This window comes from Bordetella sp. 2513F2, from assembly GCF_054642735.1.
In genome coordinates, this window is record NZ_CM137755.1 from 4351036 (window position 1) to 4375348 (window position 24313).

A 24313-nucleotide genomic window follows, 5' to 3' on the forward strand; every position below is an offset into this window, starting at 1 on the left:
CTCGCGTCCGGCATGCGGCCCGGGACCGATGGTAACAGCAAGGCCCGCGCCACGCGGCCGCGGGGGCCGGCCACGCGGCGCCGCGGCCGCCCCTGCCGTCAGGCCAGCGCCTTCGCCACGTGGTAGCCCGAAGCGCCCGACAGGCCCGGACCGGGATGCGTGGCGGCGCCGATGTGATACAGGCCCTTGACCGGCGTGGCGTGGTTCCTGACGCCGCCCACGGGCCGCCAGAAGAAGTACTGGTCCATCGCGCATTCGCCGGAGTATGGGTCGCCGCCCACCAGGTTGATGTTCAGCCTGGCGAGGTCGGCTGGTGAAATCACCTTGCGGCCCACGATGCTGCGCTGGAGGTTGGGCACGTGCCGCGCGATGCGGCCCACGATGCGGTCGGCATAGGCTTCGCGCAGTTCCTCGGTCCAGCTGCCATCGGACGGCACGGCGATCTCGCCGGCGGCATCGCCGCGCACGACGCGCGGGCACTCGGGCACCTGCACCCACAGCACCCAGCCACCCTGCGGCGCACGCCCGGGATCCACGGCGCAGGGCTGGGACAGGCAGATCGTGCCTTCGGCGGGCAGCAGTCCGCGCTCGGCCTCGTTCACCGAACGCGATACCGCGTCGAGACCGCCGCTCAGGTGCAGGTAGATCACCTCGCGCAGCCTGGCATCGGCCCACTGCGGCGGCTCGGACAGGGCCAGGTGGATCTGCATGTTGCCCTTGCCGTAGCGGTACTGCGCCGCCTGGCGGCGCACCGGCTCGGGGATGTGGGCGGCAGGCAGCAGGCGGCCATAGAGCTGGGTGGGCGTGACGTTGCAGACCACCAGGCCCGCTTCGAAGCTGCGGCCATCGGCCGTGCGCACGCCGCGGACACGGCCCTGTTCGACGAGGACCTCCGTCACGTCGGCGCCCGTCTCGAAGCGTCCGCCCGCCGCCTCGATGACGGCGCGGAAGGCGTCGACGGTGCGGGCGTTGCCGCCCTTGACCAGGGGCAGCCCCACGGCTTCCAGCGTGAAGGCGATGACTTGCATCATCAGGGCCGACATGGCGCTTTCCGGCCCCAGGCCGGTGTGCAGCACCCAGGGCGCCAGCAATGCGCGCACCAGGTCGGATTGCACGTGCGTCTGGAGCCAGGCACGACAGCTTTGCATCGCGGGCCCGAAGAAGGCCACGGTGTCGTGGGCGCCCTGCTTCCACAACCGGCCCAGCAGTGTCCTGGCGACCTGCGCGCTCCAGAGCTCGTTGCCCAGGAGGGAGAAGATCAACGGTGCATTCTCTTCCACGAAACGCATGCCGGCCGCGTAGGCATCGCCGTCCCCGGGGGCCAGCGCATTCATGGCCGCGATATTGGCGGCCCTGTCGCGCCCCAGGATCAGGCTGCGGCCATCGGGCAGCAGCACGCCGGTGGGCGTGGCATTGGCGCCGTATTCCAGGCCGTTGGCATGCAGCGCGTCCTTCAGCTCGGCATAGGCGGGCGAAGTCACGAAGAGCGGATGCGCAGCCGAGAGGGTGTCGTGCAGATATCCCGGCGCGGTGAGCGCCTCGGTGCGGATGCAGCCGCCCAGCACGTCCTCGCGCTCCAGCACCAGCACCCGCTTGCCGCGGCGGGCGAGCAGGCTGGCGCACACCAGGGAATTGATGCCGCTGCCGACGAGGATGACGTCCTGGGCGCTCATCGGCAGGCTCCCTGCCAAGGCGGAACGGCGGCGTACGCGGGCGCGGCGGAGGCAATAAACGCGCTGGGCTTCATGGCGGAGTCCGTATCGGTGTGGCGGTATCGGCTTGCAAGGTGCCACGCAGGGCAGGCGCCGGCTAGCCGTTTTACGCCGCCGTTGTCCAGTTTGGTCACGCTCAATGCCGCAGCATGCCCCGCTCGCGGGGCAGCTCGCCGAAGCGCTCGCGGTAATAGGCGGAGAAGCGGCCCAGGTGGCCGAATCCGTATTCCAGCGCAACCTCGGTGACGCTGGCCCGCGGATCCGCCAGCAGGCGGGCACGCGCGGCGTCCAGGCGCACCTGCCGCAGCAGCAGCATGGGCGTGACGCCGCGCAGGCGGTGGCACAGCACGTTGAGCTTGCGCGCGCTGACGCCGGAAGCCTGCACCAGGTCGGCCAGCGAGATCGGCGCATAGGGCCGGCTGCGTATGTATTCTTCCACCGCCTCGAGGGCGCGACGCGCCTGGCGCATGGCGCCGGCAGGCATGACCAGGGCGGATCCGCCCTCGGCATCCGCGGCCAGCGCCGCCGGACGATGGGCCAGCAGGAACAGGGCGACAGTCTGCTCGAAATGCTGCAGCCAGGCCGGATCCAGCGCGGCATCGCCGGGCGCCGGCAGGAAATCGAGCAACTGCTGCACCAGCCTGCGCCACTGCGCCGTGACGGCCGGGTGCAGCACGAATGCGGACTCCCATTCGGCGGCCCGGGGCCCGTGCGGGTCGCCCTGCGCAAGGGCGCCGCTGCAACAGGAGAAGTCGCGCAGCAGGGCATGCGGCACCCGGAGCAGGAGCTGCTCGCAGTTGCGCTCCCAGCGCAGGCGGATCTGGCGTCGCGGCGCCACGAGCGCGGCCTGGCCCGGCTCGACCGACAGATGCGTGCCGTCGCATTCGATGTGGGCAGCGCCGCGCAGCGGCATCTGCACCAGGGCAAATCCCTTGAACGGCTCGGGCCGCACCTGCACCTCGGCGCCATAGCGCAGCACGAAGAAGCTCATGCGGCTGCCTTCGGCGCGAAACAACGCGGTGTCGACGCTGCCCCGCCCCCAGTCGAGGTCGTGGCGGGCCAGTTCCTGGCTGAGCTGGGCGTGGGAGGCCACAGCCGAGCGTGACTGGAAGACGCAGTTGCGGTAGACCTTGCTCAGGTCCAGGTTTGCCGTGGAATTCATCATGCCATGCCCCTTGCCGGCCATCTGCCCGCGCCAGCCGGGGCACTTGCGAGCCGCCCGGGCAAGCGCGCTATTAGTTTATGGTTAAAACTTTTACCCCTGGCGCACGGGGATGGCAATGGGCATTTTCCAGGGGACGCAGTCCGTGCCCGGCAACGGACCGGCAGCGCACGGCGGGCGGCACGAAAAAAAACCGCCGGCACGCGGCCGGCGGTTCTTGGTGGCGGGCGCCGGGCCGAAGCCTGGCGCCTGCGACAGGGATCACTCTTCGCTGGGCGCAGCGCCCTCGCCGGAGCCGGGTTCGGCGTCCGGTTCGGAGCCCATGGTGACCGGGGCTTCCTCGAAGGGGTTGGCCAGCTGGCGCGCGGCTTCGCGTTCGGCCGCTTCCAGGGCTTCCTTGTCCTTGCGGGCCAGGTGATAGGCCAGGCCGGTGCCGGCGGGGATCAGGCGGCCGACGATGACGTTCTCCTTGAGGCCACGGAGATCGTCGCGCTTGCCCATGATGGCGGCTTCGGTCAGGACACGCGTGGTTTCCTGGAACGAGGCGGCCGAGATGAACGAATCGGTCGACAGCGAGGCCTTGGTGATGCCCAGCAGGACGTTGTCGTACACCGCCGGACGCTTGTCCTCGGCAATCACGCGGTCGTTCTCGTTGAGCAGCTCGGAACGCTCGACCTGCTCACCCGGGATGAACGAGGTATCGCCCGGATCGACGATGTGCACGCGGCGCAGCATCTGGCGGACGATCACCTCGATGTGCTTGTCGTTGATCTTCACGCCCTGCAGACGGTAGACGTCCTGGACTTCGTCGACGATGTAGGTCGCCAGCTTCTCGATGCCCTGCAGGCGCAGGATGTCGTGCGGGTCGGCCGGGCCGTCGACGATCATCTCGCCCTTGTTCACCACCTGGCCGTCGTGCACCAGCACCTGCTTTTCCTTCGGGATCAGGAACTCGTGGCTCACGCCTTCCAGGTCGGTGATGACCAGGCGCTGCTTGCCCTTGGTGTCCTTGCCGAACGAGACCGTGCCGGTGACTTCCGCCAGCATGCCGGCATCCTTGGGCGAACGGGCTTCGAACAGCTCGGCCACGCGCGGCAGACCGCCGGTGATGTCGCGCGTCTTTTGCGATTCCTGCGGAATACGCGCCAGCACCTCGCCCACGGACACCTGCTGGCCGTCGCGCACCGTGATCAGGGCGCCGACCGGGAACGAGATGTTCACCGTGTGGTCGGTGCCGGCGATCTTGACGTCCTCGCCGTTCTCGTTGACCAGCTTGATCTGCGGACGCATGGCCGCCTTGCCGCCACGGGTCTTGGGCGTGATGACGACCAGCGTCGACAGGCCGGTGACCTCGTCGACCTGCTTGGCCACCGTGACGCCTTCCTCGATGTTCTCGAAGCGCACCGAGCCGGCGTATTCCGACACGATGGGACGGGTCAGCGGATCCCAGGTCGCCAGGCGCGCGCCGGCCTTGACCGCCTCGCCGTCGCCCACCAGCACGGTGGCGCCGTAAGGGATCTTGTGGCGCTCGCGCTCGCGGCCGTTGTCGTCGTAGATCGCCAGTTCGCCCGAGCGCGAGATCGCCACCCGTTCGCCCTTGGCATTGGTGACGTAGCGCATGGTGCTGGCAAAACCGACGGTACCGGCGGACTTGGTTTCCACCGCGCTGGCCAGGGCCGAACGCGATGCCGCGCCACCGATGTGGAACGTACGCATCGTGAGCTGCGTGCCCGGTTCGCCGATCGACTGGGCTGCGATCACGCCCACGGCCTCGCCGACGTTGACCATCGAGCCGCGGCCCAGGTCGCGACCGTAGCAGTGCGCGCACAGGCCATGGCGGGTTTCGCAGGTCAGCGGCGTGCGGACCTTGACTTCGTCGACGCCGAGGCGATCGATGGTGTCGACCAGGTCTTCGTCGAGCAGCGTGCCGGCCGGGATGGCGGTTTCCTGGGTGTCGGGGTTGACGATGTCGACCGCCGCCACTCGACCCAGGATGCGGTCGCGCAGCGGCTCGATGACCTCGCCGCCCTCGACCAGGGCCTTCATCGAGTAACCGTGCGAAGTGCCGCAGTCGTCCTCGGTGATGACCAGGTCCTGGGTGACGTCGACCAGGCGACGCGTCAGGTAGCCCGAGTTGGCAGTCTTCAGTGCCGTGTCGGCCAGGCCCTTGCGGGCGCCGTGGGTCGAGATGAAGTACTGCAGTACGTTCAGGCCTTCGCGGAAGTTCGCCGTGATGGGCGTCTCGATGATCGAGCCGTCCGGCTTGGCCATCAGGCCGCGCATGCCGGCGAGCTGGCGGATCTGGGCGGCCGAACCGCGCGCGCCCGAGTCGGCCATCATGTAGATGGAGTTGAACGATTCCTGGCGCACTTCCTCGCCGTGACGGTTGACCACCGGCTCGGTGGCCAGCTGCTCCATCATCGCCTTGCCGACCTTGTCGCCCGCCTTGCCCCAGATGTCGACCACGTTGTTGTAGCGCTCCTGGGAGGTGACCAGGCCCGACGAATACTGCTTGTCGATTTCCTTCACCTCGCGGCTGGCCTCGGCCAGGATGGTTTCCTTGGCCGCCGGGATCAGCATGTCTTCCATGGCGATCGAGATCCCGCCGCGCGTGGCCAGGCGGAAGCCCGACTGCATCAGCTTGTCGGCGAAGATCACCGTGTCGCGCAGGCCGCAGCGGCGGAACGACTGGTTGATCAGCTTGGAGATCTCTTTCTTCTTCAGGGCCTTGTTCAGCACCGTGAACGGCAGGCCGCGCGGCAGGATCTCGGACAGCAGCGCCCGGCCGACCGTGGTCTCGTAGCGCCGCACGACCGGCTGCCATTCGCCCTGCTCGTCGCGCTCGTATTCCTTCAGTCGCACGGTGATGCGGCTCTGCAGCTCGACTTCGCCGTTGTCGTAGGCGCGCTGAACCTCGGCCACGTCGGCGAAGAAAATGCCTTCGCCGCGGCCGTTGATGCGCTCACGCGTGGTGTAGTACAGACCCAGCACGATGTCCTGCGACGGCACGATCGACGGTTCGCCGTTGGCCGGGAACAGCACGTTGTTCGACGCCAGCATGAGGGTGCGGGCCTCGAGCTGGGCTTCGAGCGACAGCGGCACGTGCACGGCCATCTGGTCGCCGTCGAAGTCGGCGTTGAACGCCGCGCAGACCAGCGGGTGCAGCTGGATGGCCTTGCCTTCGATCAGCACCGGTTCGAACGCCTGGATGCCCAGGCGGTGCAGCGTCGGCGCGCGGTTGAGCATCACCGGGTGTTCGCGGATTACCTCTTCGAGGATGTCCCACACCACCGGTTCCTGGCTTTCCACCAGCTTCTTCGCGGCCTTGATGGTCGTGGCCAGGCCCATCATTTCCAGGCGATTGAAGATGAAGGGCTTGAACAGCTCCAGCGCCATCAGCTTGGGCAGGCCGCACTGGTGCAGCTTGAGCTGCGGGCCCACCACGATGACCGAACGGCCCGAGTAGTCGACGCGCTTGCCCAGCAGGTTCTGGCGGAAGCGGCCGCTCTTGCCCTTGATCATGTCGGCCAGCGACTTCAGCTGGCGCTTGTTGGCGCCCGTCATGGCCTTGCCGCGGCGGCCGTTGTCGAGCAGCGAATCGACAGCCTCCTGCAGCATGCGCTTCTCGTTGCGCAGGATGATCTCGGGCGCCTTGAGCTCCAGCAGGCGCTTGAGGCGGTTGTTGCGGTTGATGACGCGACGGTAGAGGTCGTTCAGGTCGGAGGTGGCGAAACGGCCGCCATCGAGCGGCACCAGCGGACGCAGGTCCGGCGGCAGCACGGGCAGCACTTCCATCACCATCCACTCGGCCTTGATGCCGGACTTCTGGAAGCCTTCCAGCACCTTCAGGCGCTTGGAGATCTTCTTGATCTTGGCTTCCGAGCCGGTGGCCTTGAGCTCGGCCCGCAGCGTCTCGACTTCGCGGTCGATGTCGATGGTGCGCAGCAGTTCGCGCACGGCCTCCGCGCCCATCAGGGCACGGAAGTCGTCACCGTATTCCTCGGTCTTGGCGAGGAAGTCGTCGTCGGACATGATCTGGCCGCGCTTGAGCGGCGTCATGCCGGGCTCGATCACGCACCAGGCCTCGAAGTACAGCACGCGCTCGATGTCGCGCAGCGTCATGTCGAGCACCATGCCCAGGCGCGACGGCAGGCTCTTCAGGAACCAGATGTGCGCCACCGGGCTGGCCAGCTCGATGTGGCCCATGCGCTCGCGGCGCACCTTGGCCACCGTGACCTCGACGCCGCACTTCTCGCAGATCACGCCGCGGTGCTTCAGGCGCTTGTACTTGCCGCACAGGCACTCGTAGTCCTTGATGGGACCGAAGATCTTGGCGCAGAAGAGACCGTCGCGCTCGGGCTTGAACGTGCGGTAGTTGATCGTCTCGGGCTTGCGGACTTCGCCGTAGGACCAAGAACGGATTTTCTCCGGCGAGGCGATGCCGATCTTGATGGCATCGAACTGCTCGTCTTGGGAGACTTGCTTGAAAAGGTCGAGTAGCGCTTTCATCAGTTACGCTCCAAATCCATGTCCAGGGCCAGCGAGCGGATTTCCTTGACCAGCACGTTGAACGATTCCGGCATGCCGGCATCGATGACGTGGTCGCCCTTGACGATGTTTTCGTAAACCTTGGTACGGCCGGTGATATCGTCGGACTTCACGGTCAGCATTTCCTGCAGCGTGTACGACGCGCCATAGGCCTCCAGGGCCCACACTTCCATCTCGCCGAAGCGCTGGCCGCCGAACTGCGCCTTGCCGCCCAGGGGCTGCTGGGTCACCAGCGAGTACGGGCCGGTCGAACGGGCGTGCATCTTGTCGTCGACCAGGTGGTGCAGCTTCAGGTAGTGCATGTAGCCCACGGTGACCGGGCGCTCGAATTTCTCGCCGGTGCGGCCGTCGAACAGCCAGGCCTGGCTGCGCGACGGCGTGAGCTGCAGGCGCTCGGCCACGTCGTCGGGGTACGCCAGCTCCAGCATCTTGCCGATTTCTTCCTCGGTGGCGCCGTCGAAGACGGGCGTCGCGAAAGGCACGCCGTTCTTCAGGTTCTGCGCCATCTCGATGACCTCGTCATCGCTGAGCTCGTCCAGGCGCGCGCCGGTGCCCGTGGTGTTGTACACCTTCTCGAGATAGGCGCGGATTTCCTTGGCCTGGGCCGTGCGCGCGTCACGCAGCATCTCGGCGATGCGGTGGCCCACGCCCTTGGCGGCCCAGCCCAGGTGCACTTCGAGAACCTGGCCCACGTTCATCCGCGAAGGCACGCCCAGCGGGTTCAGCACGATGTCGACGGGGGTGCCGTCGGCCATGTGCGGCATGTCCTCGACCGGGGTGATGCGCGACACCACGCCCTTGTTGCCGTGGCGGCCGGCCATCTTGTCGCCGGGCTGCAGGCGACGCTTGACGGCCAGGTACACCTTGATCATCTTGAGCACGCCCGGGGGCAGCTCGTCGCCCTGCGTGAGCTTCTTGCGCTTTTCCTCGAAGGCCAGGTCGAACTGGTGGCGCTTCTGCTCGAGCGATTCCTTGGCCTGCTCGAGCACCACGGCGTGCTGCTCGTCGGCCAGGCGGATGTCGAACCACTGCCAGCGGTCGAGCTCGGCCAGGTAGGCCTTGGTGATCGTGGCGCCCTTGGCCAGCTTCTTCGGACCGCCATTGACCGTCTTGCCCACCAGCATCTTCTCGATACGGTCGAACTGGTCGTTCTCGACGATGCGCAGCTGGTCGTTGAGGTCTTGCCGGTAGCGGCGCAGTTCATCGTCGATGATGGACTGGGCGCGCTTGTCGCGCACGATGCCTTCGCGGGTGAAGACCTGCACGTCGATCACGGTGCCGGTCATGCCGGAGGGCACGCGCAGCGAGGTGTCCTTCACGTCGGAGGCCTTCTCGCCGAAGATCGCGCGCAGCAGCTTCTCTTCCGGCGTGAGCTGGGTCTCGCCCTTGGGCGTGACCTTGCCCACCAGCACGTCGTCGGCGCTGACTTCGGCGCCGATGTAGACGATGCCCGAGTCATCCAGGCGGTTGAGCTGGGTTTCGGCCAGGTTGCTGATGTCGCGCGTGATTTCCTCGGGTCCGAGCTTGGTGTCGCGCGCCACGACCGTCAGTTCCTCGATGTGGATCGAGGTATAGCGATCGTCGGCCACGACCTTCTCGGAGATCAGGATCGAGTCTTCGAAGTTGTAGCCGTTCCAGGGCATGAACGCGATCAGCATGTTCTGGCCCAGGGCGAGCTCGCCCAGGTCGGTCGATGCGCCGTCGGCCAGCACGTCGCCCTTGGCGACCCGGTCGCCGCGCTTGACGATGGGACGCTGGTTGATGTTGGTGTTCTGGTTGGAACGGGTGTACTTGATGAGGTTGTAGATGTCCACGCCCACTTCGCCGGCGACGTTCTCGTCGTCGTTGACGCGGATCACCACGCGCTCGGCGTCGACGTGGTCGACGATGCCGCCGCGCAGCGCCTGCACGGTCGTGCCCGAGTCCACCGCCACGGTGCGCTCGATGCCGGTGCCGACCAGCGGCTTCTCGGGACGCAGGCAGGGCACGGCCTGGCGCTGCATGTTGGCGCCCATCAGGGCACGGTTGGCGTCGTCATGCTCCAGGAACGGGATCAGCGAAGCCGCCACCGACACGATCTGCGACGGCGCCACGTCCATGTAGTGCACGTTGGCGGGCGAGGTCAGCATGGTTTCGCCGGCCTCGCGGCAGGCCACCAGGTCGTCGATGAACCGGCCTTCCTCGTCGAGCGCGGCGTTGGCCTGCGCAATGACGTAGTGGCTTTCCTCGATGGCCGACAGGTAGTCGATCTGGTCGCTGACCTTGCCGTCGATGATCTTGCGGTAAGGCGTTTCCAGGAAGCCGTACTCGTTCAGGCGGGCATACAGCGCCATGGAGTTGATCAGGCCGATGTTCGGGCCTTCCGGCGTCTCGATCGGGCAGACGCGGCCATAGTGCGTGGGGTGCACGTCGCGCACTTCGAAGCCCGCGCGCTCGCGGGTGAGACCGCCCGGGCCCAGGGCGGAAACACGACGCTTGTGCGTGATCTCCGACAGCGGGTTGGTCTGGTCCATGAACTGCGACAGCTGGCTCGAGCCGAAGAACTCCTTGATCGCCGCGGAAATCGGCTTGGAGTTGATCAGGTCGTGCGGCATCAGGTTCTCGGTCTCGGCCTGGCCCAGACGCTCCTTGACGGCACGCTCGACGCGCACGAGGCCGGCGCGGAACTGGTTCTCGGCCAGTTCGCCCACGCAGCGCACGCGGCGGTTGCCCAGGTGGTCGATGTCATCGATCTGGCCACGGCCGTTGCGCAGCTCGACCAACACCTTGATGGTCTCGAGGATGTCGTCGTTGGTCAGCGTCATGGGGCCGTTGGCGTCGTCGCCACGGCCCAGGCGGCTGTTGACCTTCATGCGGCCCACGCGCGACAGATCGTAGGTTTCCTCGCTGTAGAACAGGCGCTGGAACAGCGCCTCGACGGCCTCCTCGGTGGGGGGCTCGCCGGGGCGCATCATGCGATAGATGGCCACGCGGGCAGCGGTCTGGTCGGCGGTCTCGTCGGTGCGCAGCGTCTGCGAGATGTACGGACCGCGATCCAGGTCGTTGGTGTAGAGCGTCTGGATCTCGCGCACGTTGGCGGCGCGCATGGCGGCCAGCACGCTCTCGGTGATCTCGTCGTTGGCGTGCGCAATGAGCTCGCCGGTGTCGGGATCGACGATGTTCTTGGCGAGCACGCGGCCGTACAGGAACTCCTCCGGCACGGATACGCGCTGGATGCCGGCATTGGCCATGTCGCGCAGGTGCTTGGCGTTGATGCGCTTGTCCTTCTCGACCAGCACCTTGCCGTCGCGGTCGGTGATGTCGAAGCGCGCCATCTCGCCCTTCCAGCGCTCGGGCACGAATTCCATCAGCCCGCCTTCGCTCTTCAGTTCGAAGTTGTCGAAGTCGAAGAAGTGCGCCAGGATGGCCTCGGGCGTCATGCCTATCGCCTTCAGCAGGATCGTCACCGGCATCTTGCGGCGGCGGTCGACGCGGAAGAACAGCACGTCTTTCGGATCGAACTCGAAGTCGAGCCAGGAGCCGCGATAGGGGATCACCCGCGCCGAGAACAGCAGCTTGCCGGAGCTGTGCGTCTTGCCGCGGTCGTGCTCGAAGAACACGCCGGGGGAACGGTGCAGCTGCGAAACAATGACGCGCTCGGTGCCGTTGATCACGAAGGAGCCGGTGCTGGTCATGAGCGGAATCTCGCCCATGTAGACTTCCTGCTCCTTGACTTCCTTGATGGTGGGCTTGCTGACTTCACGGTCGAGCAGCACCAGGCGCACCTTGGCACGCAACGGCGAGGCATAGGTCAGACCGCGCTGCTGACATTCCTTGACATCGAACACCGGTTCGCCCAGCGTATAGCTGACGAACTCCAAGCGCGCCATTCCGTTATGGCTGACAATCGGGAAAATCGACGAGAACGCCGCCTGCAGGCCTTCGTTCACGCGCGCGGCAGCGGGCGTATCGGATTGCAGGAAAGTTAGGTAGGATTGAAGCTGTGTCGCCAGCAGGAAAGGAACGTTCTGCACGTCCTCACGCTTGGCGAAGCTTTTGCGGATGCGCTTTTTTTCGGTGTACGAGTAAGGCATGAGCACTCCGACTCGAGGTTGCATGGGCCGTCAACCACGGCCCGGGGTGTTACGACTCCAGGAAACCCCTCCGAATTCCATCCGGACGGCAGGGGTTTCCTGGAAACGCAAAAGCCCGGGGACGGCCTGAAGCGCTGTCCCCGGGCAGTCGACGCAGGTCTTACTTGACTTCGACCTTGGCGCCGGCTTCTTCCAGCTTCTTCTTGGCGGCTTCGGCATCAGCCTTGGCAACGCCTTCCTTCACGGGCTTCGGAGCGCCGTCGACCAGGTCCTTGGCTTCCTTCAGGCCCAGACCGGTCAGCTCGCGCACGGCCTTGATCACGCTCACCTTGTTGGCGCCGGCTTCGGTCAGCACGACGGTGAACTCGGTTTGCTCTTCGGCAGCGGCGGCGCCAGCGCCACCAGCGGCCGGAGCGGCCACGGCCACGGCAGCGGCAGCAGCCGACACGCCGAACTTCTCTTCCATTTCCTTGATCAGCTCGGACAGCTCGAGCACGGTCATGCCAGCGATGGCGTCAAGGATTTCAGCTTTGCTAAGTGCCATTTTCTTTAGAACTCCAAAATTGGGTAATGCCAGGGTTGGGTGTCGCTTGGTCGTTCAGCGAATATCCGCAGACCGCGCCTGTCAGGCGGCGGCCTTCTGGTCGCGCACGGCAGCGAGGCCGCGGGCGAACTTGGTCGGAACTTCGTTGAGCGTACGCACGAATTGCGCGATCGGGGCTTGCATGGTGCCCAGCAGTTTCGAGAGCAGCTCTTCGCGCGAGGGCATGGTGGCCAGGGCCTTCACGCCTTCTTGCGACAGCAGGCTGTTGGGCAGCGAACCGCCCTTGATGACCAGCTTGTCGTTGCTCTTTGCGAAACCAGCGAGAACCTTGGCCGCCGCTACCGGATCGTCGCTGATGCCATAGATCAGCGGACCGGTCAGTTGCTCGGCGAGCGGCTCGAAAGCCGTGCCGGCAACTGCACGACGGGCCAGCGTGTTCTTCAGAACACGCAGGTAGACGCCCGATTCACGCGCAGTTTTGCGCAGTACGGTGACAGAGGCGACGTCCAGACCACGGTACTCGGCGATAACGATCGATTGGGCCTTGGCAACCTGCGCCGAGACTTCCTCGATCACCACCGCTTTCTCTTGGCGATTGAGACTCACGGTTTGAACACTCCATCAAAAGACGCCTGGGGCCGGGGCCTTGCGCGTCAACCGAATGCGGCGCCTGGTTGAGTTCTTCGGGTAAAGAAATCTTCCTGGGGACGCCGTCTACGCTGGATCCGAACACAACGGGCTTCGGGATTAAGCGCGCGGCCTGGTGTTGCGGGCCTTGCGCTCCAGCGGTCTTTGACAGCAGCATCCGGCGTATCCGGATGCAGCCCAAAGTACAGTACGTGCCGCGGCTGGCTTACGCCTGGGCCGACAGCGAAGCAATTTCCACGCGAGCACCGCCGCCCATCGTGGACGAAACGGCCAGCTTGCGCAGGTAGATACCCTTGGCAGCGGCGGGACGGGCCTTTTGCAGCGCGTCGACCAGCGCAGCCAGGTTGGTCTGCAGTTGTTCCACGCCAAAGGAGGCGCGGCCGATGGTGGCATGGATGATGCCGGCCTTGTCGGTGCGGTACTGCACCTGACCTGCCTTGGCATTCTTCACGGCGGTGGCCACGTCGGGCGTGACGGTGCCGACCTTCGGGTTCGGCATCAGGCCACGCGGACCGAGCACCTGGCCCAGGGTGCCGACCACACGCATGGTGTCGGGCGAAGCGATGACCACGTCGAAATCGATCTGGCCACCCTTGATGCGCTCGGCGAGGTCATCCAGGCCGACGATGTCGGCACCCGCGGCCTTGGCGGCCTCGGCCTTGTCGCCCTGGGCAAACACGGCCACGCGGACGGACTTGCCGGTACCGGCGGGCAGCACCACGGAGCCACGGACCAGCTGGTCGGACTTCTTGGGGTCGATGCCGAGCTGCACGGCCACGTCGATGGATTCATCGAACTTGGCGGTGGCGGTTTCCTTGACCAGGGTCAGGGCCTCACCCACCGGATACAGCTTGGTGCGGTCGATCTTCTGCGCAATGGCGGCGGCGCGCTTGGACAGTTTTGCCATGATTACACCCCCTCAACCGTGATGCCCATGCTACGGGCGCTGCCAGCAATCGTACGGACGGCGGCGTCGAGATCGGCCGCGGTCAGGTCGGGTTGCTTGGTCTTGGCGATTTCCTCGGCCTGGGCGCGCGTGAGCGTGCCGACCTTGTCGGTATGGGGCTTGGGCGAGCCCTTCTGGACGCCCGACGCCTTCTTGATGAGGACCGTCGCGGGCGGGGTCTTCATGATGAAGGTGAAGCTCTTGTCCGCGTAGGCGGTGATCACCACCGGAATCGGCAGACCGGGCTCCATGCCCTGCGTCTTGGCGTTGAACGCCTTGCAGAATTCCATGATGTTCAGGCCACGCTGACCCAGCGCCGGGCCGATCGGGGGGGACGGATTTGCCTTACCAGCCGGTACTTGCAGCTTGATAAAGCCGACGATCTTCTTCGCCATGCTTTGCTCCTTGCGGGTTCATGCGCCCGGCGTCGTGCGCCGCGGCTCCCCGGGGTTGAAAATCAGGTCTTCTCGACCTGGCTGAAATCGAGCTCGACGGGCGTGGCGCGACCAAAAATGGTGACAGACACGCGCACCTTGCTCTTTTCGTAATTGACTTCCTCGACGTTGCCGTTGAAGTCTGCAAACGGACCTTCCTTGACGCGAACCATCTCGCCCACCTCGAAGAGGATCTTGGGCCGGGGCTTCTCGACCCCCTCTTCCATCTGGGAGAGGATCTTCTCGACCTCGCGCTCGGAAATGGGCGTGGGGCGGTTGCCCGAGCCACCCAGGAAGCCGGTGACGCGGTTCGTGTTCTTGACCAGGTGCCAGGTCTCGTCGGTGAGGTCCATCTCGACCAGGACATAGCCCGGGAAAATGCGACGCTCGCTGATGGACTTCTGGCCGCCCTTGACCTCGACCACCTCTTCGGACGGCACCAGGATGCGGCCGAAGGAGGTCTGCAGGCCCGCGCGCTCGATGCGCTCGTTCAGGGCCTTCTGGACACTTTTTTCCATGCCGGAATACACATGGACGACATACCAACGTTTACTCATGCGCCGTCCTCATTTCCAGCCCAGCAACAGGCCATATAGAATCCACTCGATGCCTTTGTCCAGCAGCCACATGAACAATCCCATGACGGCGACGAAGGCGAAGACGATCCCGGTCATCTGGATCGTTTCCTTGCGCGTGGGCCAGGCAACTCGCTTGACTTCGTTGTACGATTCGCCGGCAAAGCTCAGGGTGCGGCGACCGGGCTCGCTGGACCAGGCGATCAGCGCGGCGACCACCAGACCGCCGATGAACACCCCCACGCGCGCAACCATGGGTTGCGTGGCGAGCACGGAAAACCCCACGATGCCAGCAATGACGACGAGTACCGCCAGACCGAGCTTTACGCGGTCGGCAGTACTGGTTACGGTTTCTACGCTGGTATTAGACATTTTTCGACGCGGCCCGCCGTGATGCGCGGCTCGCGATGATCTCCGGCAGGCTGAGCCGATGGCGAGATGGCAGGGGCAGTAGGAATCGAACCTACAACCTTCGGTTTTGGAGACCGACGCTCTGCCAATTGAGCTATACCCCTATACGCTACGCACGGCGCCTCGCGGAACCATACATAGTACTACTTTTTCAGCAAACATGGACAGGGGGCCTTGCGGCCCCTCCATCCATGCTGAAAATCGTCTTTTGGCGTAAGACTTACTTGATGATCTTGGCGACGACGCCGGCACCCACGGTGCGGCCGCCTTCGCGGATGGCGAAGCGCAGGCCTTCTTCCATGGCGATCGGCGCCAGCAGCTTGACCGTCATCGACACGTTGTCGCCCGGCAGCACCATCTCCTTGTCTTGCGGCAGGTCGATCGTGCCCGTCACGTCCGTCGTGCGGAAGTAGAACTGCGGACGGTAGCCGTTGAAGAACGGCGTGTGGCGGCCGCCCTCTTCCTTCGACAGAATGTACACCTCGGCCGTGAAGTCCGTGTGCGGCGTGATCGAACCCGGCTTGGCCAGCACCTGGCCACGCTCGACTTCCTCGCGCTTGGTGCCGCGCAGCAGAATGCCCACGTTGTCGCCCGCCTGGCCCTGGTCCAGCAGCTTGCGGAACATCTCCACGCCCGTGCAGGTCGTCTTCAGCGTCGGCTTGATGCCCACGATCTCGATTTCCTCGCCGACCTTGATCACCCCGCGCTCGATACGGCCCGTGACCACCGTGCCCCGACCCGAGATCGAGAACACGTCTTCCACCGGCATCAGGAACGCGCCGTCGACCGCACGCTCCGGCGTCGGGATGTACGTGTCCAGCGCCTGCGCCAGCGCCAGGATCGCCTGCTCGCCCAGCTCGCCCTTGTCGCCTTCGAGCGCCAGCTTGGCCGAACCCTTCACGATCGGCGTGTCATCGCCCGGGAAGTCGTACTTCGACAGCAGTTCGCGGACTTCCATCTCCACCAGCTCGAGCAGCTCGGCGTCATCGACCATGTCGGCCTTGTTCAGGAACACGATGATGTACGGCACGCCAACCTGGCGGCTCAGCAGAATGTGCTCGCGCGTCTGCGGCATCGGGCCGTCGGCGGCCGACACCACCAGGATCGCCCCGTCCATCTGCGCCGCACCCGTGATCATGTTCTTCACGTAGTCAGCGTGGCCCGGGCAGTCAACGTGCGCGTAGTGACGCGTCTCCGTCTCGTATTCCACGTGCGCCGTGTTGATCGTGATCCCGCGCGCCTTCTCTTCAGGCGCCGCATCGATCTGGTCGTAGCCCTTGGCTTCGCCGCCGAACTTCGTCGACAGCACCGTCGTGATCGCCGCCGTCAACGTCGTTTTGCCGTGGTCAACGTGACCAATCGTACCCACGTTCACGTGCGGCTTGGTACGTTCAAACTTACCCTTTGCCATGGCTGACTCCCTGACCTGGATTGAAGCTTCTGACTTGAAGAAGAACTGGAGAGAATAGTGGTGCCCATGACGCGGATCGAACGCGTGACCTCTCCCTTACCAAGGGAGTGCTCTACCACTGAGCCACATGGGCATTTAAAAACCGGCCCACACCCACACAGGCCGGCTTGCAACACTTGGAGCGGGTGAAGGGAATCGAACCCTCGTCGTAAGCTTGGAAGGCTTCTGCTCTACCATTGAGCTACACCCGCGGCATACCCTTTCACCTTGCTACACCCATACTGGCATCTGCTTCGGCTCGGAAAGCGCCAGCCCGAAAGTTTTCCAAAAGGCTTTCTTCCAGGGCTTCTTTCGCAAACCAGCCGCTCCAGACTGCAAATCCAGGCCAACTGCGCCTGGATTCTGAGCATGGTTTCTCTGGTGGAGGAGGTTGGATTCGAACCAACGTAGGCGCAAGGCCAACAGATTTACAGTCTGCCCCCTTTAACCACTCGGGCACCCCTCCAGCGGAGAACTTGAGATTATGCAGAGTTCGAAATCGCTTGTCAAATCAGGTGGCGCTATCCTGAACTGAATCCAGCCACCCCTGCGACGACGCCGCGTCGAACAGGGCCTGCAGGCCGCCAGGCGGCGGATGCGGCAGCGCGAGCAACAGCAGGATGCGCGCCTTCTGCGGGCTGAGGGACCCCGCCGCCACGAATCCCAGCCTGCCGTCGTCGACTTCGACGTCGCGCCCCACCCAGCCGGACCCGGTACGCGTGGCGCGCACCACCACCACGCCCGCGGAGGCGGCGCGCGCCAGGGCCTGCAGCACTGCCTCGCACGCATTGCCGGCTCCCACGCCGGCCAGGACGATGGCCTGGGCCCGCGCAGCCATGAAGTCCACCACATCGGGGCCCTGGTCGGCGCACGCGTAGAACACCTCCACACGCGGCCATGGGCGGACGCCCGAGCCGGGAGTCCTGCTGGGCAAGGGCAGCCGCGCTGGCAGCGCGGCGTCGGCCGGCGCCACGAAGCGCGGCGCACCGCCATGCAGGGAACCGATCCGACCTCCGTCGGGCGAGCCGAAGGCGCCGACGCCGCTGGCCGACATTTTCTGCACCAGGCGGGCAGCGTGGATCTCGTCATTCATGCAGACCAGCGGACCCCGCCCCGCGGCCGCCGGATCCGCCGCCAGACGCACGGCGCCGTACAGGTTGGCGGGGCCATCGGCACTGCGGGCCGTGGCCGGGCGCATCGCGCCCACCAGCACCACCGGCTTGGTCCAGGGCACGGTGAGAGCCAGGAACCAGGCGGCTTCTTCCAGGGTGTCGGTGCCATGCGTGACCACGATGCCGTCGATGGCCGGATCGCCGCACAGCGTGGTGATGCGCTCGGCAAGATCGGCCCAGATGTCCAGGCGGATGTCCTGGCTGCCCACGTTGGCGAGCTGTTCGGCGCGCAGGCGGGCGACGTGTTCCAGGCCCGGCACGGCGGCCAGCAGCGACGCCACCGGATACGTGCCTGCGCGGTAGCCCTTGCCTGCAGGATCGGCCTGGGCGCCGGCAATGGTGCCTCCGGTGGCCAGAACAGCGACACAGGGCAGCATGGCGTCAGGCATCGAAGACACCGGCCAGGCCCTGGCGCTCGAGCAGCGCATTCAGGTGCTCCCAGCCGTGGAAGTCGATGACGATCTGACCCTTTTCGCGTGCGCCGACCTTGAGCGCCACGCGCGTGCCGAGATGGTCGGAGAGCGCCTCCTCGAGGCGCGTGAGATCGCGCGAGGCGCCATTGGCCTTCTTGCGCGGCGCCGCCTCGGGCGCGTCTTTCTGCGCATTGGCAACCAGCTTCTCGGCTTCCCGCACCGACAGGCGTTTGGCGATGATGTGGTTGGCCAGCTGGATCTGGGTGGCGGCGTCGACGGACAACAGCGCGCGCGCATGGCCCATGTCGATGTCGCCGGCGAGCAGCATGGTCTGTACCGGTGCGGCGAGATTGAGCAGGCGCAGCAGGTTGCTGGTGGCCGAACGCGAACGGCCGATTGCCTGGGCCGCCTGTTCGTGCGTAAGGCCGAATTCGTCGAGCAGACGCCGGACGCCGTGCGCTTCTTCGAGCGGATTCAGGTCTTCGCGCTGGATGTTCTCGATCAGCGCCATGACTGCAGCATTTTCATCCGCGACTTCGCGCACCAGCACCGGCACTTCCTTCAGGCCGGCCAGCTGCGCGGCACGGAAGCGCCGTTCGCCCGCAATGATTTCATACTCGCCCGGCGCTTCGTCGCCCAGGGCGCGCACCAGGATGGGCTGCATGATGCCCTGCGTGCGGATGGATTCCGCCAGCTCGGCCAGCGCGCCCTCGTCCATGCGGGTGCGCGGCTGGTATTTGCCGGCGCGCATGCGCGCCACGGGCAGCACGGAAGGCGGCCCTTCGGGCTTGGCAGGCGCCTTGCCCATGCTGTCGAGCACCGGGGCATCCGCGCCGAGCAGTGCGTCCAGGCCGCGGCCGAGACCTTTGGGTTTCTTGGTCGCCATAGGAATTCCTCTTTCTCTGTCTGGGCAATGTCGCTTGCGCTGGGCGATCTCAGGCCGACATGCGCTTGACGCGTTCTATCATCTCGGCGCCGAAGGCCAGGTAGGCCTTCGCGCCGCGCGACTGGCGATCGTAGACCACCCCCGGCATGCCGTAGCTGGGCGCTTCGGCCAGCCGCACGTTGCGCGGGATCATGGTCTTGAATACCTTCTCGCCGAAGTGTTCCTCGAGCTGGGCCGACACTTGTTGCTGGAGGGTCACGCGCGGATCGAACATCACGCGCAGCAGCCAGATGACATGCAGGTCGCGGTTGATGTTCATGTATACGCGCTTGATGGTGTTGACCAGGTCCGACAGCCCTTCCAGCGCGAAGTATTCGCACTGCATGGGGATGATGACGCCGTTGGCGGCCGCCAGGCCGTTGAGCGTGAGCAGGGAGAGCGTGGGAGGGCAATCGATCAGCACGAAATCGTATTGGTCTTTCACGCTGTCGATGGCCTGCCTGAGGCGCTTCTCGCGCGATTCCATCTCGACCAGGTCGATTTCCGCGCCCGAGAGTTCACGGTTGGCAGGCAGGACGTCGTAGCCGCCGGATTCCGAATGCACGCGGGCCTGCTCGATGGTGGATTCCCCGATGAGCACCTGGTAGAGATTCGCCTGCAGCGTGCTCTTGTCGATGCCGCTGCCCATGGTGGCGTTGCCCTGCGGATCCAGGTCGACCAGCAGTACCCGCTGCGAATGCGAGGCCAGGCCCGCGGCCAGGTTGATGGCGGTGGTGGTCTTGCCCACGCCGCCCTTCTGGTTGGCGATGCAGAATACTCGGGCGGACTGGCTGGGCGGAATCTTGGTCATGGGTTTCCTTAACGGCGGCGCATCCAGATCAGGCAACGTTGGGCCTGCAATTCGGGCACGGCCAGCGTCTCCACGCGCTGCACCTGCCATGTATCCTGCGCGTGCAGCGCATCGATTTCTTCTTCGGGCAGCTTGCCCTTCATCGCCACGAGGGTACCATCCGGCCCGACGTGACGGCCTGCCAATTCGGCAAAATCCGACAGGGACGCAAAGGCCCTGGAAATCACCACGTCGCACTCGCCGGGTGGCAGCGACTCGACCCGCGCATGCACGCCCCGCAGGTTGCCCAGGTGCAGCACGCCGCTCATCTGGCGCACGAACGTGGCCTTCTTCTCGACCGCGTCGATGCAGGTCACTTGCCAGCCTTGCCTCAGGATGGCGATGACGGCGCCGGGCAGCCCGCCGCCGGAGCCCACGTCGTAGAGCCGGGGCGCAGGCCGATCGGCGAGCGCGGCACTCAGCGGCCCCACCACCGACAGGCTGTCGTGGATGTGCTGCACCAGGATCTGCCCGGGATCGCGGATCGCCGTGAGGTTGTAGGTACGGTTCCAGCGCTGCAACTGGCCGGCATAGCCCAGCAGCGTCTCGACCTGCTGCGGCGTGACGTCCAGCTGCAGCTGGCCGCATGCCTCGGCCAGCCGGCGCGGGGCGTCGGCGGGGATCGACGTACCGACGGTCATGCCGCTTGCTTGCGCGAGCCGTAATGCAGGCGCTTGAGATGGATCAGCAGCAGAGAAATCGCCGCGGGCGTGACGCCGGACACACGGGCTGCCTGGCCTATGGTCTGGGGCCGATGCGTCTTGAGCTTCTGCCGCACTTCGAAGGACAGGCTGGTGACCGCGTCGTAGTCGATGTCTTCGGGTATGGGCTGCTGTTCCTGGGACAGATGCTTGCGGACCTCGTCCTGCTGGCGCGCGATGTAGCCCGCGTACTTGATCTGGATCTCGACCTGCTCGGCCAGCACCGCGTCGCCCTTCAGGCCGGGCCCGGCCAGCAGTGCGCCCCCCGCGTCGCAGACCTCCATCAGCTTTTCGTAGCTGACGTCCGGGCGTTTGAGCAGGTCTGCTAGTGAGTACTCACGTTCAATAGCCTTGCCCAGCAGGGATTCGGCCTGCTCCGCGGGCAGAAGCCGCGGGTTCACCCAGGTGGATTTGAGGCGCTCCACTTCGCGCTCGATGGCGTCACGTTTGCGTTGGAAAGCGTCCCAGCGGGCATCGTCCACCAAGCCCAGACGACGCCCCGTCTCGGTAAGGCGCAGGTCGGCATTGTCTTCGCGCAGGCTGAGGCGATACTCCGCGCGCGATGTAAACATCCGATAGGGCTCGCTGACGCCGCGGGTGACCAGGTCGTCGACCAGGACTCCCAGATAAGCCTCATCGCGGCGAGGTATCCAAGGCTCCTCGCCGCGTGCCTGGCGTGCGGCGTTCACGCCGGCCAACAGGCCCTGGGCAGCCGCTTCTTCGTAGCCGGTGGTACCGTTGATCTGGCCGGCGAAGTAAAGCCCGGCGATGGACTTGGTTTCCAGCGAGGACTTCAGGCCGCGCGGGTCGAAATAGTCGTACTCGATGGCGTAGCCGGGCCGCAGAATGTGCGCCTGCTCGAGCCCGGGCAGGGAATGGATGAGCGCATACTGGACGTCGAACGGCAGGCTGGTGGACACGCCGTTGGGATAGACCTCATGGGTATCCAAGCCCTCCGGCTCCAGGAACACCTGGTGCGAAGACTTGTCGGCAAAGCGATGGATCTTGTCTTCGATGGAGGGGCAGTAGCGGGGCCCCACTCCTTCGATCACGCCGCTGTACATCGGTGAGCGATCCAGCCCGCCCCGGATGATCTCGTGGGTCCGCTCGTTGGTGTGGGTGATCCAGCACGGCAGCTGCCGCGGATGCATCTCCGCACGGCCCATGAACGAAAACACGGGCACGGGATCCAGGTCGCCCGGCTGCACCTCGAGCACGCTGTAGTCGATCGTACGGCCATCGATGCGGGGTGGGGTTCCGGTCTTGAGGCGACCTTGGGGAAGCCTGAGCTCCTTGAGCCGAGCGCCCAGCGAGACGGCGGGGGGATCACCCGCACGACCCGCAGCGTAGTTCTGCAGCCCCACATGGATCAAACCATTGAGAAACGTCCCTGCAGTGAGCACTACGGTGCGGGCATGAAACTTCAGACCGATCTGGGTGACAGCGCCTACGACGCGATCCCCCTCCACCATCAGGTCGTCCACAGCCTGCTGGAACAACCATAGGTTGGGTTGGTTCTCGAGCCGCGTGCGTATGGCCTTGCGGTACAGCACTCTATCGGCCTGGGCACGCGTGGCACGAACGGCTGGACCCTTGGAGCCATTGAGGATCCGAAACTGGATCCCCGCTTCATCGGTTGCGATGGCCATAGCGCCACCCAGGGCGTCCACTTCCTTCACCAGATGGCCCTTCCCTATCCCGCCGATCGACGGGTTGCAAGACATCTGTCCGAGTGTCTCGATATTGTGCGTGAGCAGGAGCGTCGATGCGCCCGTGCGCGCCGAAGCCAATGCCGCTTCCGTGCCGGCATGGCCACCACCGACGACGATCACGTCAAACTCGCGGGGAAAATCCATGATGAAGTGAAGATAAAGAGCTGATCAGAGCCATTATAGAGCGAGCGGCCTCGATGTTTCACGTGAAACATCGATGTACTCGGGATATGTATATTTGAACGACGTGGACGGCTATGTCGCAAGGTACCGGCCTCGGGAAATGTTCCACGTGAAACACCCGTTGTCTTGTTTCACGTGGAACATCCACCATGCACCCTGACCTTATTCGGCAGCGCGAGAGCGCGGCGACTTAACCGGGGATGAACCATCGGCGATGCCACGAGAACTTTCCGATGCGCCCATTGGGTCGCTGCGATCGAATAGCAGGACTCTCGGAACGGGAAATGGTTCCCAGCCCGAGCGGCTCCAGCTCCTATCTAGCTCCCAAATAAGCTGCCGTACGTCACGCACATGGGAAGGTTCTGGACACTGTCAGCTAACGCGCTTGGTTACCGCGCCCAGAGTAGGATGTGCCGCCCCGGGGCCTGCTGCGCAATCCACAAGGTAGAGCGTGAGCATCATTGCATTGGCCCGCAGTGTGCCCTACTCCTGCCTGATTCCCCGCAGATTGGGTCTGGGTACGGACGCCACCCGGGCCGGCGTGTGTGCCAGGGCGGCAAGGCGGTCTTGCACCCGCGAGCTCTCCCTCGCTTAGCCGGAAAGGTGGTTTCCGGAAAGCGTAGAAAGAGCTCACCCTTGTCCCACCCAGGGCGGTGCCCGCATCTATCCCGGCTACATTCCGTGCGCGATGCCAACGCTACCCCTGCGACCACGGCTCAGCCTCACAGCCGCCTTGGGTGTCCTATCGGACAGGCAAGCCTGTTGAAGCAGGAATGCACATTGGCAGGTCTACCACCATCTCGATACAGGCCATGGACCTCCAGTAGGCAGCTCGAGACAGGTTGTTCCCGCCGCCCCACTCGTGGAGCTGCGGAGGATGTTTCACGTGGAACGTGCCATCACCTGGCGCTATCGAGGCTATAGCCGACGACAAACATCTACGGCAAATATGGTCTTGGGAAGTGCCATAGCCCCCAGTAATCCCCAGAACTATCCACAGGGAAGAGCACCGTCCCACCCGGTGCGAGCGGCCTGCATTCCAGCTCAAAACTACGTGGGGATATCTTTGTGAATAATTTGGCCGGCACCGATCGCGCCGTGAGTGCGTTCCATGGGCACCGGACCACCAGGATCGATCTTTGGGGTGCTTTTCCCCACTTTGACCCCAAAATTTCGGTTCGAACTACACCTGGAAGTAGAAAAAGCGGGTATTTACGACAATACGCCGACCGCCGACTACTGGTATTGCCGCCGGGAGATATGCTCTGCCCTGTGTAAAACCCCGGAAGCCGCTTCGTTGCCCATGAAGCCAGGACACGGCTGGAGGGCCGCTGTTATCCCCATGCCGGGAAGACCTATCCACAAGGTTATCCACCGACGTGCGCACCCAGGCCCATGATGTGACAACGCCCCGCAGCACGGGGCTGTCGGGGCGTTGCGCCAGGGCGGCCAGGCCGCCTCTGGTTCCGGGAAAACGGGATTTCCCGATTAGAGCGGACGGATCTCCGCTGCCTGCGGCCCCTTGGGGCCGTCTTTCACTTCGTATTCGACTTCCTGGCCTTCATTCAGGCTGCGATAGCCACGGCCCTGGATTGCCGAGAAATGTGCGAACACGTCGGTGCCACCGCTATCCGGCGTGATGAAACCGTAACCCTTGTCGGCGTTGAACCACTTGACTTTGCCCTTTTGAGCCATTTGTATAGCGTCCTGATAGTTAAAACGAAATGCAAGTGAATCAAGGACGCTGGAACCAAGCGGGAGTAATCTCCCTTGCAACGTTGCGTTCCCCGCGGACGTAGCATTACCGCCTTGCGCACTGCTTGAGTCAACTGCAAGGGCAGCATACTCAGCGCT

17 protein-coding genes and 4 tRNA genes are annotated in these 24313 nt (G+C 65.0%); all 21 read right to left on the reverse strand.

What is annotated here, in order from left to right; genetic code table 11:
* Positions 1 to 98 precede the first annotated feature (98 nt).
* Positions 99 to 1673 (reverse strand): phytoene desaturase family protein, encoded by a 1575-nt coding sequence (locus ACYBYQ_RS20615; RefSeq protein WP_459616278.1) that lies wholly within the window; start codon positions 1671 to 1673, stop codon positions 99 to 101.
* Positions 1674 to 1848: 175 nt separating this feature from the next.
* Positions 1849 to 2877 (reverse strand): AraC family transcriptional regulator, encoded by a 1029-nt coding sequence (locus ACYBYQ_RS20620; protein ID WP_459616279.1) that lies wholly within the window; start codon positions 2875 to 2877, stop codon positions 1849 to 1851.
* A 258-nt stretch (positions 2878 to 3135) separates the two neighbouring features.
* Positions 3136 to 7383: a DNA-directed RNA polymerase subunit beta' gene (gene rpoC, locus ACYBYQ_RS20625; protein ID WP_459616280.1), complete on the reverse strand. Its 4248-nt coding sequence runs from the start codon at positions 7381 to 7383 to the stop codon at positions 3136 to 3138.
* The gene (gene rpoB / locus ACYBYQ_RS20630) at positions 7383 to 11495 is read right to left on the reverse strand and encodes a DNA-directed RNA polymerase subunit beta (protein ID WP_459616281.1); all 4113 of its coding nucleotides are present in this window, start codon (positions 11493 to 11495) and stop codon (positions 7383 to 7385) included. Before rpoB ends, rpoC begins: the two co-directional genes overlap by 1 nt.
* 160 nt (positions 11496 to 11655) lie before the next feature.
* Positions 11656 to 12039, reverse strand: coding sequence for a 50S ribosomal protein L7/L12 (rplL, locus tag ACYBYQ_RS20635; RefSeq protein WP_459616282.1), 384 nt, complete (start codon positions 12037 to 12039; stop codon positions 11656 to 11658).
* Between the two features lie 81 nt (positions 12040 to 12120).
* Complete coding sequence (gene rplJ / locus ACYBYQ_RS20640) at positions 12121 to 12645, reverse strand: 50S ribosomal protein L10 (RefSeq protein WP_459616283.1); 525 nt, start codon at positions 12643 to 12645, stop codon at positions 12121 to 12123.
* Positions 12646 to 12892: 247 nt separating this feature from the next.
* Complete coding sequence (gene rplA, locus ACYBYQ_RS20645) at positions 12893 to 13594, reverse strand: 50S ribosomal protein L1 (RefSeq protein ID WP_459616284.1); 702 nt, start codon at positions 13592 to 13594, stop codon at positions 12893 to 12895.
* A gap of 2 nt (positions 13595 to 13596) precedes the next feature.
* Positions 13597 to 14028 carry a 50S ribosomal protein L11 gene (rplK, locus tag ACYBYQ_RS20650; RefSeq protein ID WP_459616285.1) on the reverse strand — a complete coding sequence of 144 codons (432 nt, stop codon included), beginning with the start codon at positions 14026 to 14028 and terminating at the stop codon, positions 13597 to 13599.
* A 62-nt stretch (positions 14029 to 14090) separates the two neighbouring features.
* Positions 14091 to 14624 (reverse strand): transcription termination/antitermination protein NusG, encoded by a 534-nt coding sequence (gene nusG / locus ACYBYQ_RS20655; RefSeq protein ID WP_459616286.1) that lies wholly within the window; start codon positions 14622 to 14624, stop codon positions 14091 to 14093.
* A 9-nt stretch (positions 14625 to 14633) separates the two neighbouring features.
* The gene (gene secE / locus ACYBYQ_RS20660; RefSeq protein ID WP_459616287.1) at positions 14634 to 15014 is read right to left on the reverse strand and encodes a preprotein translocase subunit SecE; all 381 of its coding nucleotides are present in this window, start codon (positions 15012 to 15014) and stop codon (positions 14634 to 14636) included.
* Between the two features lie 67 nt (positions 15015 to 15081).
* Positions 15082 to 15157: transfer RNA gene (locus ACYBYQ_RS20665), tRNA-Trp, on the reverse strand.
* Between the two features lie 116 nt (positions 15158 to 15273).
* Positions 15274 to 16464 carry an elongation factor Tu gene (gene tuf, locus ACYBYQ_RS20670; protein ID WP_459616262.1) on the reverse strand — a complete coding sequence of 397 codons (1191 nt, stop codon included), beginning with the start codon at positions 16462 to 16464 and terminating at the stop codon, positions 15274 to 15276.
* Between the two features lie 58 nt (positions 16465 to 16522).
* Positions 16523 to 16597, reverse strand: a tRNA-Thr gene (locus ACYBYQ_RS20675).
* Between the two features lie 44 nt (positions 16598 to 16641).
* Positions 16642 to 16715 (reverse strand) — tRNA-Gly (locus ACYBYQ_RS20680).
* A gap of 167 nt (positions 16716 to 16882) precedes the next feature.
* Positions 16883 to 16969: transfer RNA gene (locus tag ACYBYQ_RS20685), tRNA-Tyr, on the reverse strand.
* 45 nt (positions 16970 to 17014) lie between these two features.
* Positions 17015 to 18064 (reverse strand): asparaginase, encoded by a 1050-nt coding sequence (locus ACYBYQ_RS20690; RefSeq protein WP_459616288.1) that lies wholly within the window; start codon positions 18062 to 18064, stop codon positions 17015 to 17017.
* A complete protein-coding gene (locus tag ACYBYQ_RS20695; RefSeq protein WP_459616289.1) occupies positions 18057 to 18974 on the reverse strand; it encodes a ParB/RepB/Spo0J family partition protein in 918 nt (305 codons plus the stop codon). The genes ACYBYQ_RS20690 and ACYBYQ_RS20695 overlap by 8 nt, the downstream gene beginning before the upstream one ends.
* A gap of 49 nt (positions 18975 to 19023) precedes the next feature.
* On the reverse strand, positions 19024 to 19824 hold the full coding sequence (locus tag ACYBYQ_RS20700) for a ParA family protein (protein WP_459616290.1): 801 nt from the start codon (positions 19822 to 19824) through the stop codon (positions 19024 to 19026).
* An 8-nt stretch (positions 19825 to 19832) separates the two neighbouring features.
* Positions 19833 to 20504, reverse strand: a complete 672-nt coding sequence (gene rsmG, locus ACYBYQ_RS20705; protein ID WP_459616291.1) for a 16S rRNA (guanine(527)-N(7))-methyltransferase RsmG — start codon at positions 20502 to 20504, stop codon at positions 19833 to 19835.
* Positions 20501 to 22420 (reverse strand): tRNA uridine-5-carboxymethylaminomethyl(34) synthesis enzyme MnmG, encoded by a 1920-nt coding sequence (gene mnmG / locus ACYBYQ_RS20710; protein ID WP_459616292.1) that lies wholly within the window; start codon positions 22418 to 22420, stop codon positions 20501 to 20503. The genes rsmG and mnmG overlap by 4 nt, the downstream gene beginning before the upstream one ends.
* Before the next feature lie 1527 nt (positions 22421 to 23947).
* Positions 23948 to 24154 carry a cold-shock protein gene (locus tag ACYBYQ_RS20715; RefSeq protein WP_459616293.1) on the reverse strand — a complete coding sequence of 69 codons (207 nt, stop codon included), beginning with the start codon at positions 24152 to 24154 and terminating at the stop codon, positions 23948 to 23950.
* Positions 24155 to 24313 lie beyond the last annotated feature (159 nt).